Below are 13,133 nucleotides of genomic sequence, written 5' to 3' on the forward strand. Positions count from 1 at the left end.
ATGCTTGATCTCGGATACGCCATTGCCGCCTTCATCGTCGCCATCCTGCTGCTGGTGACAGTGCACGAGTTCGGCCACTTCTGGGTGGCTCGCAAGCTCGGCGTGAAGGTGTTGCGTTTTTCAATCGGCTTCGGCCGGCCGCTGTTCTCCTGGTACGGCCGCTCCGGCGACACCGAGTATGCCATCGCCGCGCTGCCGCTGGGCGGCTACGTCAAGATGCTGGACGAGCGCGAAGAGGAGGTGGACCCCGGGGAGCGCCATCTGGCGTTCAACACCCAGCCCCTGTGGAAGCGCAGCGCCATCGTGGTCGGCGGGCCCCTGGCCAATTTCCTGTTCGCCATCCTGGTGTACTGGGGCATCCTGCTGATGGGTGAGAGCGGCCTGCGGCCGGAGGTCGGCAGCGTCGCCCCCGGCTCCATCGCCGAGGCAGCAGCGTTTCAGCCGGGCGACCTGGTGCAGGGCGTCGACGGCCGTGAGACGGCGAGCTGGAGCCGCTTCTGGTACGCACTGCTGTCGGCCTCCCAGGATGGCGAGGACGTCGACGTGGCGGTGCGCACCGCGGACGGTCGCGAGGTGGTGCGCATCCTGCCCGGCGTCGAGCTGAAGGCGCTGGATCCGGGGCGCGGCTTCCTGGCGGCCATCGGGCTGGACAGCGTGTCGCCGCCGATCCCGCCGCTGATCGCCGAGGTGGTCGACGGCGAACCTGCGCAACGCGCGGGATTGTTGCCGGGAGATCGGGTCCTGGCCATCGACGGTCGCCCGATTGAGGACTGGAGCGAGCTGGTCGAGGCGGTGCGTTCGCACCCGGACGCGCCCATGTCACTGCGGGTCAGCCGCGACGGCAGCGAGCTGGAACTGGCGCTGACGCCGGCCGTGGTGGATGTCGAGGGCACGCGCATCGGTCGGATCGGTGCCGGTCCGTTCATTCCCGAGGGGCTGTACGACAGCTATCGGGTGCGCCTGCAGTACGGCCCGGTGGAGGCCCTGGGCGAGGCCGTCCAGCGGGTGGGCGACCTGTCGATGCTGACCCTGCGCATCGTCGGCCGCATGCTGGTGGGAACGGCCTCGGTGGAGAACCTCAGCAGCCCCATCGGCATCGCCGACGCGGCGGGCCGCACCGCCAGCGTCGGCGTTGCGCCCTACATCGAGTTCCTCGCCTTGCTCAGCGTCAGCCTGGGCCTGCTCAACCTGCTGCCGATCCCGGTGCTGGATGGCGGTCACCTGCTGTACTTCGCCATCGAGGCGGTCCGGCGCCGACCGTTGTCGGAGGAGCTGCAGGCCCAGGGGCAGCGCATCGGCATCGCGCTGATCATTTCCCTGATGACCCTGGCCTTCTATGTCGATATCGCCCGACTGCTGGGCTAGCTGCTTCGTATCCCTTATAATCGCTGCCTTCTGAACGCCATCTGCAACCGCTCGGACCGATCGGCTGCGCTTCGGGGGGCACGTGTCGAGGGACCAAAACTTGCGTAACCTGAGTGTCTTGCGGTGGCCCCTGGCTGTCCTGTTGCTGATGGTCGCGTTGTCTGCCCGGGGGCAGGACTTCACGGTCGCGGACATCCGTGTCGAGGGGCTGCAGCGCATTGCCGCCGGCACCGTGTTCAATTACCTGCCGGTGCAGGTGGGGGACCGTGTCGGCGAGGGCATCACCGCGGACATCATCCGTAGCCTGTACTCCACCGGCTTTTTCAACGATGTCACCGTCGAGCGCGAGGGCAACGTGCTGGTGGTGGTGGTCCGCGAGCGTCCCGCCGTGGCCCGGATCGACATCGTCGGCAACAAGTCGCTGAAGGAGGACATCCTCAAGCAGGGGCTGGCCGACGTCGGCCTTGCCGAGGGCCGCGTGTTCAACCCGTCCATCCTTGATCGCATCGAGCAGGAACTGCAGCGCCAGTACTTCGCCTCGGGAAAGTACGGTGTCGGCATCGAGTCGACGGTGTCGCCGCTGGAACGCAACCGCGTGGCGGTGCGCATCGAGATCAACGAGGGGCTCACCGCCCGCCTGAAGCAGATCAACATCATCGGCAACGAGGCCTTCAGCGAGAAGGAGCTGCTCAAACAGTTCAAGCTGGGCCGCACCAACTGGCTGTCGTTCTACACCAAGAACGACCAGTACTCCAAGCAGAAGCTGTCCGGTGATCTCGAGGCCCTGCGCTCGTACTACCTGGATCGCGGCTTCATCAACTTCCAGATCACCTCGACCCAGGTCACCATCAGCCCGGATCGCAAGGACATGTATGTCACTGTCGCCATCGACGAGGGCGACGTGTTCCGCGTCAGCGACATCCAGCTCGCCGGCGAGGCGACCGTGCCGAGCGAGCAGCTGTTCCCGCTGATCCACATGCGCCGCGGCGAGCCCTTCTCGCGCAAGGTCGCCACCGAGAGCGCCGAGCGGATCTCCCAGCTGCTGGGCAACGAGGGCTATGCCTTCGCCAACGTCAACGCCGTGCCGGAGCTGGACGAGGAGGCGAAGACGGTGGCCGTGACCTTCTTCATCGATCCCGGCAAGCGGGTGTACGTGCGCCGCATCACCATGCAGGGCAACACCCGCACCCGCGACGAGGTGCTGCGCCGCGAGATGCGCCAGCTGGAGACGGCCTGGTTCTCGACCGAGCTGGTCAAGCGCTCGCGCGAGCGGCTGCAGCGCCTGGGCTATTTCGAGGAGGTCAACATCGAGACCCCGGCGGTGCCCGGTTCGGCGGACCAGGTGGACGTAGAGGTGACGGTGAAGGAGAAGCCGTCCGGCAACCTGATGGCCGGTGTCGGCTTCTCGCAGTCCGACGGCATCATCTTCAACACCAGCATCAGCCAGAACAACTTCCTGGGCACCGGCAAGCGCGTCGCCTTCGCGTTCAACTCAAGTCGCACCAACCAGTTCTACCAGCTGGCCTACACCAATCCCTACTACACCATCGACGGCATCAGCCGCGGCTTCGACATCAGCTACCGCACCACGGACTTCGACGAGCTCATCGGTGCCGACTACTCCACCGACGTGGCCCGTGCCGCGGTGAACTTCAGCCTGCCGCTGTCCGACACCTCGCGCGCCGGCCTTGGCATGTATGTGCAGAACACCCGCTTCTTTGCCGGCGTCTACTCGGAACTGGCCCAGGACTTCGTCGCCGACAACGGCGACACCTTCAATGACCTCTTCCTGACCCTGAGCTATGTGGTGGATTCACGGGATTCCGCCATCTTCCCCAGTGCCGGTACCCTACAGAGTGTCTTCGGCGAGGTGGCCATCCCCGGCAGCGATCTGCAGTACTACAAGCTGAGCTACCGCGGCCGCCATTATGTACCCCTGACGCGACGCTTCACCGTCGCGCTGAAAGGCGACATGGGCTACGGCAGCGGCTACGGCGACACCAAGGAGCTGCCGTTCTTCGAGAACTTCTACGCCGGCGGACCGAGTACCGTGCGCGGTTTCCGGGCCAACACCCTGGGCCCGCGGGAGCAGGACGAGTTCGACGACCCGGTGGGCGGCAATATCAAGCTGACCGGCGGGCTGGAACTGTATGCGCCGCCGCCGTTGGGCGGCAAGTTCGAGAATACCCTCAGGCTCGGTGCCTTCCTCGATTTCGGCAATGTCTGGTGGACCGAGGACAGCGACCTGGTTGCGCCCACCGGGTTCGACCTCGGCGACCTGCGCTACTCCACTGGCCTGTCGGTGGCCTGGCTCTCGCCGGTGGGTGCGCTGTCGGTGAGCGTCGCCTATCCGTTGAACGCGGAGGACGATGACGAGGAGCAGGTATTCCAGTTCAGCTTCGGCCAAAACTTCTGACATGTCCATGCCATCCCCGATCGCCATCACCCGTCGCCCGCGCGTCCGCGCGCTGCTGGCCGCCGCGTTGCTGCTGCTGCCCGTGGCGGGCATCCAGGCCAGTGAGTTCCGGATCGCCGTGATCGACCCCAACCGCATCGTCGAGGAATCGCCCCAGTACGAGGAGGCACGGGCGATGCTGAGCAACGAGGTCATGGAGCGCGAGGCGGAACTGCTGGAGCAGCAGGAGGACCTCGACCGGCTCAACGAGCAGCTCGAGCGCGACGGGGCGCTGATGAGCGAGGACGAGCTCAAGCGGCTGCAGAGCGACATCCGCGCGCGCAAGCGCCGGCTGCGCTATGCCCAGGCGGAGCTGCAGGAGGACTTCGCCCTGCGCCAGACGGAATTGCGCACCAAGTTGGTGAAGCAGGTGGAAGAGGTCGTTCGGCAGGTGGCCAAGGAGCAGGAGATCGACCTGATCCTGAGCGAGGGTCTGGTCTATTTCAGCCAGCGTGTGGACATTTCCGGCGACGTGGTCGAACGGCTGAAGCAGGAATTCGAGGCGCGCTGAGTGCCGCTGGCGGCGCCCGGGCGAAGTGAGGCGAAGGTGATTCTGGCAAGCGAGATCGCGGAGCGGATCGGTGCGGAACTGCGGGGCGAAGATCGCCCGCTGGAACGGGTGGCGCCGCTGGATGATGCCGACGCCGGCTGTCTGAGTTTCCTGGCCGCTGCCAAGTACCGCGCCAGCCTGTCGGACACCCGGGCCGGGGCGGTGATACTGGCGCCTGCGCAGGCCGAGGGGGCGCCCGGTACGGTCCTGGTCGTCGATAACCCCTATCTGGGTTTCGCCCGCGCCGCGGCGCTGCTGCATCCACCGCGTCGGGCGCCGGCGGGTGTGCACGCCAGTGCCGTGGTCGACGCCGATGCCCGCATTGATCCCACGGCTTCAATCGGCGCCCTGTGCGTGATCGAGGGCGGCGTGGAGATCGGTGCGGAGGTCGAGATCGGGCCCGGCTGCATCGTGCGCGCCGGCACCCGCATCGGCGCCGGCAGCCGCTTGGTGGCTCGCGTCACGGTGTGCGAGGACACGGTGATCGGCGAGCGCGCGTTGCTGCATCCGGGTGCCGTCATCGGCCGCGACGGCTTCGGTTTCGCCAAAGACGGGCGGCGCTGGGTGCGCATCCCCCAGGTAGGCCGGGTGCGCCTGGGCAACGATGTGGAGGTGGGTGCCAATTCCGCAGTGGATCGCGGCGCCATCGGCGAGACGGTGATCGAGGACGGGGTCAAGATCGACAACCTGATCCAGATCGGCCACAACGTCTCCGTCGGCGAGAACACCGCCATGGCGGCCTGCTCCGGCATCTCGGGTTCGACGCGGATCGGGCGCAACTGCACCATTGGCGGCGCCGTGGGCATGGCCGGACACCTCGAGATCGGCGACGATGTGCATTTCACCGGCATGGCCATGGTCACCCGCTCGTTTCCGGAGGCGGGGCTCTACAGCAGTGGCGTGCCGGCGATGGCCAACGCCGACTGGCGGCGCAATGCGGCGCGCTTCCGGCACCTGGACGAACTCGCCCGGCGGGTCAAGCGCCTGGAAGCGGCCCTGGAACCCGCGGCGGCGGACGGCGACGCGCCGGAGCCGTCCGGCGATGCCTGAATTCGAACCATGAATCCGCGCGGCGGGTGCATGCAACGGGCCGTTGACCGGCCCCTGGCAACGGCACCGGCAGCCCGATTCGGCTGACAACGTTGATACACCGATCCCGAATCCGAACGGGTCGCTGGAGGTGGCTTTGATCACGATGGACATCCACAAGGTGCTGAGTCTGCTGCCGCACCGCTACCCGTTTCTGCTCATCGACAAGGTGTTGGAGTTTGAACAGAATCACCGGCTGCTGGGCCTGAAGAATGTCACCTTCAACGAACCCTATTTCGCTGGCCACTTTCCGATCCGGCCGGTAATGCCGGGGGTGCTGATCATCGAGGCCATGGCTCAGGCCACCGGGCTGTTGGCGATGGAATCCCGGCCGGACGAGGTGGGGGAGAAGGCGCTGTACTACTTCGTCGGTATCGACAAGGCGCGCTTCAAGCAGCCCGTGGAGCCCGGCGATCAGTTATTCCTGGAGGTCAGCGTGATGAACGTCAAGCGCGGCATCTGGAAGTTTGCCGGCGAGGCCCGGGTCGACCACAAGACCGTCGCGACTGCGGAGATCATGTGTACGGCCAGGGACTTCTGACCCTTGACCCATCCAGCCGCGTTGATCCATCCAACCGCGATCATCGAAGCCGGTGCCGAACTGGCGCCCGACGTCGAGGTGGGACCCTATGCCCTGGTGGGCGCGGATGTCTCCCTGGGCCGCGGTTGCCGGATCGGTCCGCATGCGGTCATTCGCGGTCCGGCGCGGATCGGTGAGGGCAACCGGATCTTCCAGTTTGCCTCCGTGGGCGAAGAGCCCCAGGACATGAAGTTCGCCGGTGAGCCGACCCTGCTGGTCATGGGTGAGCGAAACGTGGTCCGCGAATACACCACCATCCACCGGGGCACGGTGCAGGATCGGGGCGAAACCCGCATCGGCAGCGACAACCTGTTCATGGCCTACACCCATGTCGCCCATGATTGCGTCATCGGCGACCATGTGATCATGGCCAACGCCGCATCCCTTGGCGGCCATGTGCAGATTGCGGACTGGGCCATCCTCGGCGGCTTCACCATCGTGCACCAGTTCTGCCGGATCGGTGCCCACTGTTTCAGCGCCATGGGCTCGGTGGTCACCAAGGACGTGCCGCCGTTCGTCACCATCGGCGGCCACCCCGCGGTGCCTCGCGGCATCAACAGCGAGGGGCTGCGACGGCGGGGCTTCAGCAGCGATCTGGTGGCGGCCATCCGGCGCAGCTATCGGCTGCTGTACCTGTCGAATCTGCGGCTGTCGGAGGCGGTGGGCCAGATCCGTGCGCTGGCCGAGGCGCATCCCCAGCTGGCCTGTCTGGCGGACTTCGTCGCTGACAGCGATCGCAGTATCGTGCGTTGACCAGGGTCATCGGCATCGTCGCCAACGAGCCGTCCGGCGATCTGCTGGGCGCGGCGCTGGTACGGGCCCTCAGGCAGCGCTTGCCGGACGCCCGCTTTGTCGGCGTCGCCGGCGAGCGCATGCAGGCAGAGGGCTGTGAGACCCTGTTTCCGCTGGAGCGGCTGTCGGTGATGGGGCTGGTGGAGGTGCTCAAGGTGGCGCCGGAGCTGCTGCGCCTGCGCCGGGAACTGGTGCGCTGGTTCCGTGCCAACCCGCCGGATGTCTTCATCGGCGTCGATGCCCCGGACTTCAACCTCGGTCTGGAGACCCGGCTGCGCCGGGCCGGCATCCGCACGGTGCACCTGGTGAGCCCGACGGTATGGGCCTGGCGCCCTGGGCGGGTGAAGCGTATCCGCCGTGCCGTGGATCTGATGCTGAGCATCTTTCCCTTCGAAGAGGCCTTCCTGCGCCGGCAGGGCGTGCCGGTGTGCTACGTCGGTCACCCGCTGGCGGACGAGATCCCGTTCGAGGTCGATGCCGCCGCCGCACGCGCCGCGCTGGGCCTGCCCGTCACCGATGAGCCCGCCACGGGTGGGGTCGTCGCCCTGCTGCCGGGCAGTCGCATGAGCGAGGTCGAGCGCCTGGCCCGGCCGATGCTTGAGACGGCGCTGGCCTGCGCCCGGCAGCGCCCCGGCCTGCGCTTCGTGGTGCCCCTGGTCAATGAGCGGCTGCATCGGGTGTTCGATCAGGTGCGGCGCGACCTGGCCCCGGACCTGGACTGCCTGCTGCTGCGGGGGCGCAGCCGCGAGGCCATCGCTGCGGCCGACTGCGTGCTGACGGCGTCCGGCACGGCAACGCTGGAGACCCTGTTGCTGAAGCGCCCGATGCTGGTGGCGTACCGGCTGAATGCCTTGACCTACTGGTTGGTCAGGCAACTGAAGCTGATCAAGGTGCCTTATGCGGCCATGGCCAACCTGCTGGCGGGGCAGGAACTGGCGCCGGAGTTCATCCAGGAGCGCTGCCGGGCCGAGCTCATGGCCCCGGCGTTGTTGGGCCTGCTGGACGACCATGCCCGCCGTGAGCAGATCGTCCGCGAATATGCCCGCATCCACCGCGAACTTCGGCATCAGGCCGCAGATCGGGCCGCGGATGCGGTGATCGGGCTGTTGCAGCGGCCATGACCCAAGCCCCGGCCATTGTGGCTGTGCCGTCCGCCGGACTCACCGCCGGCGTGGACGAGGCGGGTCGCGGCCCGCTGGCGGGTCCGGTCTGCGCGGCGGCGGTGTTGCTGGACCCGGGTGCCATCCCGGTCGGGCTGGACGACTCCAAGCGCCTGTCCGCGTCGGCGCGGGAGCGGCTCTACGGCGAGATCGAGCGCCAGGCCCTGAGCTGCGCCATTGCCTGGGCCAGCGCCGAGGAGATCGACCGGCTGAACATCCTGCAGGCGTCGTTGCTGGCCATGCGCCGTGCGGTGCTGGCGCTGCGGCCATCTCCCGAGGTGGTGCTGGTGGACGGCAACCGGTGTCCGGACGGGCTGCCGTGCCCGGCCCGGGCCATCGTCGGCGGCGACGCCCTGGAGCCCGCCATCAGTGCCGCCTCGATCCTGGCCAAGGTGGCCCGCGACCGGGCCATGCTGGCGCTGGATGCGCGCTATCCGGACTACGGGTTCGCGCAGCACAAGGGATATCCCACCCGGCTGCATCTGCAGGCCCTTGAGCGGCTGGGCCCCTGTCCGGAGCACCGCCGCTCATTTGGTCCCGTGCGCCGGCTGCTGGACTGAGCGCGGCGCTGGCGGGTCGGCGGCCTCGTTGCCGCTGGATGTGTTGCCGCCAGATGTGCCGCTGCCAGATAGGCCGGAGATCTTGGAATCCCCGGAGATGCCATCGGAGGTCTCGGCGCGCTGGGGGGCCAGATCCCGCAGGGTCAGCCCGGACAGCGCTTGCGCCAGGGCGTCATCCAGGCGTTGCTCCAGGGCATCCACAGTCGGGCAGGGGCATGCCTGAGGCGTGGTGAGCCGGTCCTCGTCGGCGCGCCGGATCTGCTGCAGCAGGTCCTGCAGCCGGATCCGGTCGACGGCGCGGGCCGGCACATAGCCTGGCGGATCACCCGCGGTGGCCACCAGCAACTGGCCCTGTTGCAGCAGCCCCAGAACCTGCTGCACGTTGCTCAGCGGGATGGCCAGGTCATGGGCCAGCGCCTCGGCCCGCAGCGGCGGCTGTCCGGCGTCGTGGTTCTGCGCGATGCGGGTGGCCACGGCCAGTGCGGTGCGCTCCCGCAGCCGGTTGCTGAGGCGCGGTGTCCGGGTGCGGCTGAGCAGGTATTCCGGATTCTGATAGTAGAAGCTGATGTTGGCCCCGATCAGCAGGATCAGCCAGGCGATATAGATCCAGATCATGAACAGGATCGGGATCGCCAGGCTGGAATAGATGGCCGCATAGCGGGTGGAACCGGCCATGAACGCGGCGAAGACATAGCCGATCGTCTGCCACAGGAACCCGGCAACCAGGCCGCCGATGAGCGCGGACATGGGCCGCACCCGGGTGTAGGGCACGAACGCATAGACGAAGGTGAAGGTCAGGCTGATCAGCAGGTAGGGCAGCGCACGCCCCAGATGCTCCACCAGCAGCCCCAGCGCCTGCACCTCGAGCAGGCGCTGCACCAGTTCCAGGTTGCGCAGTGATGCCGTGGCGCCCACCGCCGAGAAGAACAGCACCGGCCCGACCAGCAGCACGCTCAGGTACTGGCTGAAGCGCTGCGACAGCGGGCGTCGCTGTTCGATGCGCCAGGCATGGTTGAACACCTGCTCGATCTTGGAGATCAGCGAGATGACCGAATACAGCAGCATCGCCAGGCCGACCGAGCCCAGCACGCCGACGCTGATGTTATCCACATAACCGATCAGGGTGGCCGAGATCTCCTTGCCCTGCTGGCCCAGGGGTTCCAGGGCCTGCTTCAGCAGGGGTTCCACCTGGTTGTGCACGCCGAAGCCCTTGAGCACCGAAAAGCTCACCGCCAGCAGCGGCACCAGCGACAACAGCGTGGTGTAGACCAGGCTCATGGCCTGCAGGGTCATCTGCCCCCGGGCGATGTCCCGGCCGATGGCGTAGAGCATGCGCCCGATGAGCAACAGCCGCCGCCGCATTGCCGGCAGCGTGTTGGGGTCCGTTTGCCAGAGCCAGCGTGTCAGGCGTGCCGTGAGCTGTTTTTCTTGATCCATGGCTGTATCTTGACGGGGCAGGGGATCCAAGCATACCTGTTGACCCAGTCGCGGGCAGCCCCGGGTTGCGACGACTGCCGGCCCGGACACCGATCCACCAAGGAGACTGAATTTGATGCCGATCCAACGCATTCATCGTCACGGCCTGCGCCAGGACCCGCGAGCGGTGGCCACCGCTGCGGTTGGCCTTACTGCCGGTTTGGCGGCCATGTTCTGGAGCCTGCTATGGACAGGCCCCGCGGCGGCTGCCGAACCGTTGCAACCCGTAGACGGTACCCCGGTCGCCGCCGGCTTCGAGCTGATCGCAACGGATGGGGAGACCTACCGCCTGCAGGACCTGCGGGGCAAGACCCTGATCGTCAATTTCTGGGCCACCTGGTGCCCACCCTGCCTGGCGGAGATGCCGTCGCTGCAGCGGGCCTGGGAACAGGTGCGGGATGAGGAGATCCTGGTGCTGGCCATCAATGTCGGCGAGGATCAGGCGGCCATCGAGCGCTTTACCGAACGCATGCCGCTGACCTTTCCGCTGCCCATGGATCCGGATTCGGGCACCGTGCAGGCCTGGCCGGTGCGCGGGCTGCCGACCACCTTCGTGGTCGACCCGGACGGACGCCTGATCTATCGCGCCGAGGGCGAGCGCGACTGGGACGCCCCCGAGCTGCTGCAGCAGGTTCGGGCGATTGCCGCAGACGCATCCGGACCGCAATGACCACCGAACGCCCGCCCATGGCCGGCGTGTTCCACTGATTCAGCAACGGATTCCTGCCCATGGCCACCAGTCTGCTAGCGCTGCTCGACGACATCGCCACCGTGCTCGACGATGTGGCGATCCTGACCAAGGTTGCTGCCCGCAAGACCGCCGGCGTGCTCGGCGACGATCTGGCGCTGAATGCCCAGCAGGTCACGGGTGTCCGCGCCGAGCGCGAACTGCCGGTGGTCTGGGGGGTGTTCAAGGGCTCGCTGGTGAACAAGCTGATCCTGGTGCCGGCGGCCTTGCTGATCAGCGCCATCGCCCCCTGGGCCATTACGCCGCTGCTGATGCTGGGCGGGCTGTACCTCTGTTACGAAGGGTTCGAAAAGCTGGCGCACAAGTACCTCGCCCGAGAGGACGCGGGCGCCCACGCGCAGGCGCTGGCGGAGGCGCTGATGGACCCGGATGCGGACCTGGCGGCGCTGGAGCGGGACAAGATCAAGGGCGCGATCCGTACCGATTTCATCCTCTCCGCCGAGATCGTCGCCATCACCCTCGGCATCGTTGCCCTCAGCCCGTTTCCGACCCGGGTGGCCGTGCTCTCCGCCATCGCGCTGCTGATGACGATCGGCGTCTACGGACTGGTCGCCGGCATCGTGAAACTGGACGATGCCGGACTGCTGCTGCATCGCGTCTCGGGTGACGGCCTCTGGTCACGGCTGAAGCGGGGGCTGGGCGGCGCCATCCTGCGGTTTTCGCCCTACCTGATGAAGACGCTCTCCGTGGTCGGTATGATCGCCATGTTCCTGGTGGGCGGCGGGATCCTGGTGCACGGCATCCCGGCCATGCAGCATGGCATCGAGCACCTGGGTGCCGTGGCGCGGGCGCTGCCCGGCAGCGGCTGGCTGTTGCCGATGCTGGCCAACGGCCTGGTCGGCGTGGTAGCCGGGGCGCTCACGGTCGCGGTGGTTTCCGGCGTGCGGCGGTTGCGCGGTGCGGCGCACTGACCGCCCAGCCCTGGCTCCAACTCCAGGCAAGTCCCAGCCACGCCTGGACCCGCGCGACGCGGCAATATCAAACAACAACGGCGATGAAGCGATGACCCTACAGAATCCATCCGAGCACAGGCCCGCCATGGCCGAATCCCCGTCGGCCGTGAGCGGCATCCTGTTCGTCGTCTCGGCGCCGTCCGGTGCGGGCAAGACGAGCCTGGTGCGGGCGCTGCTGGAGGTGGAGCAGGGGCTGAAGTTGTCGGTGTCCTATACCACGCGGGCGCCGAGGCCAGGGGAAGTGGACGGCGAGCACTACCACTTTGTCGCTGGCGCCACCTTCGAGGCCATGATCGCGGACGGTGCCTTCGTCGAGTACGCACGGGTGTTCGACAACGCCTATGGCACGGCCGAGCCCGCGCTGCGCGAGGTGCTGCAACGGGGCGATGATCTGGTGCTGGAGATCGACTGGCAGGGCGCACGCCAGGTGCGCGAGCGCTTTGCCGACGCCGTCAGCATCTTCGTTGCGCCACCGTCGCTGGCGGCGCTGGAGCAACGCCTGCAGGGGCGGGGGCAGGATAGCGACGCGGTGATCGCCGGGCGCATGGCGAAGGCGCGCGACGAGTTGTCGCACCTGGACGAATACCAGTACCTGGTGGTCAACGACGACTTCGATGTCGCCCTGGCCGAACTGCGGGCCATCGTTGCGGCGGAGCGCCTGCGCCGCCCCAGGCAGGTGGCTCGATATCAGCGGGCGCTGGCGGAGATGCTTGGTCCGCAGGGCGTCGAGGCCTAGCGTCGCGTGCTGGCGTCGCGTGGCGGATGGCAGGACTGTTTTTGCTGGAAATGTCAAACCGGACCAGACAGATAGCCGCCCATCTGGTATTTTGAAGCTATAGCGAAGACGCTGATTTTCTGGCCGCCCCGATGCGATCCGGTCCGATCCTGGCCAAAATCAGCAGCAACTCGAAAAGCGGTTTCCGAATCGCTGCATTTTCAGCGGCTTGCGCCAGCGAAAATGGCGGGGCCTCCCGCCCCGCATGGGGAACGCTGAATCAATCAGCCTTTCTCTCGTATACCACGGGAATGTGTCGACTTACGAACGGAGTATTGAATGGCTCGTATTACTGTCGAGGATTGCCTCGACCATGTGGACAATCGGTTCGATCTGGTGCTGGTGGCCGCCAAGCGCGCGCGCCAGCTGGCGCACGGCGTCGAACCCCTGCTGCCCTGGGCCAACGACAAGCCCACAGTGATGGCCCTGCGCGAGATCGCCGGCGGCCTGGTCAAGCCCGAGACGCTGGCCGAGGCGGAGCGCGCGTTCGAGGCAGAGGACGCTGCCGAGGCCCTGGAGAAGGCCCTGGCGGAGGAACTCGGCATGCGAGACCTCGACGAGGCCGGGGGGCGGTCCGGGTCGCAGGCGGGTAACGGCCCGGCGGAATGATCGCCGCGGGGCGCCACTGAG

Annotated in this window: 13 protein-coding genes; 12 read left to right on the forward strand and 1 reads right to left on the reverse strand. The window is 67.3% G+C overall.

Annotated features, from left to right (window positions below; genetic code table 11):
- The 8 genes from rseP to rnhB all read left to right on the forward strand — a co-directional run bounded on the left by rseP (position 1) and on the right by rnhB (position 8,551).
- Positions 1-1,365, forward strand: a complete 1,365-nt coding sequence (gene rseP, locus F2Q65_RS10830; protein WP_150093238.1) for an RIP metalloprotease RseP — start codon at positions 1-3, stop codon at positions 1,363-1,365.
- A gap of 148 nt (positions 1,366-1,513) precedes the next feature.
- Complete coding sequence (gene bamA / locus F2Q65_RS10835; RefSeq protein WP_150093358.1) at positions 1,514-3,781, forward strand: outer membrane protein assembly factor BamA; 2,268 nt, start codon at positions 1,514-1,516, stop codon at positions 3,779-3,781.
- A gap of 7 nt (positions 3,782-3,788) precedes the next feature.
- The gene (locus F2Q65_RS10840) at positions 3,789-4,331 is read left to right on the forward strand and encodes an OmpH/Skp family outer membrane protein (RefSeq protein ID WP_150093240.1); all 543 of its coding nucleotides are present in this window, start codon (positions 3,789-3,791) and stop codon (positions 4,329-4,331) included.
- A gap of 36 nt (positions 4,332-4,367) precedes the next feature.
- Entirely contained in the window at positions 4,368-5,420 is a 1,053-nt protein-coding gene (lpxD, locus tag F2Q65_RS10845) for a UDP-3-O-(3-hydroxymyristoyl)glucosamine N-acyltransferase (protein WP_150093243.1), read from the forward strand.
- Between the two features lie 145 nt (positions 5,421-5,565).
- Positions 5,566-6,000, forward strand: a complete 435-nt coding sequence (gene fabZ / locus F2Q65_RS10850; RefSeq protein ID WP_150093245.1) for a 3-hydroxyacyl-ACP dehydratase FabZ — start codon at positions 5,566-5,568, stop codon at positions 5,998-6,000.
- Between the two features lie 21 nt (positions 6,001-6,021).
- A complete protein-coding gene (gene lpxA / locus F2Q65_RS10855) occupies positions 6,022-6,792 on the forward strand; it encodes an acyl-ACP--UDP-N-acetylglucosamine O-acyltransferase (protein WP_150093360.1) in 771 nt (256 codons plus the stop codon).
- On the forward strand, positions 6,789-7,952 hold the full coding sequence (gene lpxB, locus F2Q65_RS10860) for a lipid-A-disaccharide synthase (RefSeq protein ID WP_150093247.1): 1,164 nt from the start codon (positions 6,789-6,791) through the stop codon (positions 7,950-7,952). Before lpxA ends, lpxB begins: the two co-directional genes overlap by 4 nt.
- Positions 7,949-8,551 (forward strand): ribonuclease HII, encoded by a 603-nt coding sequence (rnhB, locus tag F2Q65_RS10865; RefSeq protein WP_150093249.1) that lies wholly within the window; start codon positions 7,949-7,951, stop codon positions 8,549-8,551. Before lpxB ends, rnhB begins: the two co-directional genes overlap by 4 nt.
- On the opposite strand, the gene F2Q65_RS10870 is transcribed toward rnhB, so the two are convergent.
- Positions 8,519-9,988 (reverse strand): YihY/virulence factor BrkB family protein, encoded by a 1,470-nt coding sequence (locus F2Q65_RS10870; protein WP_150093251.1) that lies wholly within the window; start codon positions 9,986-9,988, stop codon positions 8,519-8,521. The two genes, rnhB and F2Q65_RS10870, sit on opposite strands and share 33 nt — an antisense overlap.
- A 115-nt stretch (positions 9,989-10,103) precedes the next feature.
- On the opposite strand from F2Q65_RS10870, the gene F2Q65_RS10875 reads away from it, so the two are divergent.
- From F2Q65_RS10875 to rpoZ, 4 genes are all read left to right on the forward strand, one after another.
- Positions 10,104-10,697: a TlpA family protein disulfide reductase gene (locus F2Q65_RS10875; protein WP_150093253.1), complete on the forward strand. Its 594-nt coding sequence runs from the start codon at positions 10,104-10,106 to the stop codon at positions 10,695-10,697.
- Positions 10,698-10,756: 59 nt separating this feature from the next.
- Complete coding sequence (locus F2Q65_RS10880) at positions 10,757-11,686, forward strand: DUF808 domain-containing protein (RefSeq protein WP_150093255.1); 930 nt, start codon at positions 10,757-10,759, stop codon at positions 11,684-11,686.
- Positions 11,687-11,813: 127 nt separating this feature from the next.
- Positions 11,814-12,464 (forward strand): guanylate kinase, encoded by a 651-nt coding sequence (gmk, locus tag F2Q65_RS10885; protein WP_150093257.1) that lies wholly within the window; start codon positions 11,814-11,816, stop codon positions 12,462-12,464.
- Between the two features lie 318 nt (positions 12,465-12,782).
- Complete coding sequence (gene rpoZ, locus F2Q65_RS10890) at positions 12,783-13,112, forward strand: DNA-directed RNA polymerase subunit omega (RefSeq protein WP_150093259.1); 330 nt, start codon at positions 12,783-12,785, stop codon at positions 13,110-13,112.
- The last annotated feature ends 21 nt before the right edge of the window (positions 13,113-13,133 follow it).

The organism is Thiohalocapsa marina, from assembly GCF_008632335.1.
GTDB lineage: Bacteria > Pseudomonadota > Gammaproteobacteria > Chromatiales > Chromatiaceae > Thiohalocapsa > Thiohalocapsa marina.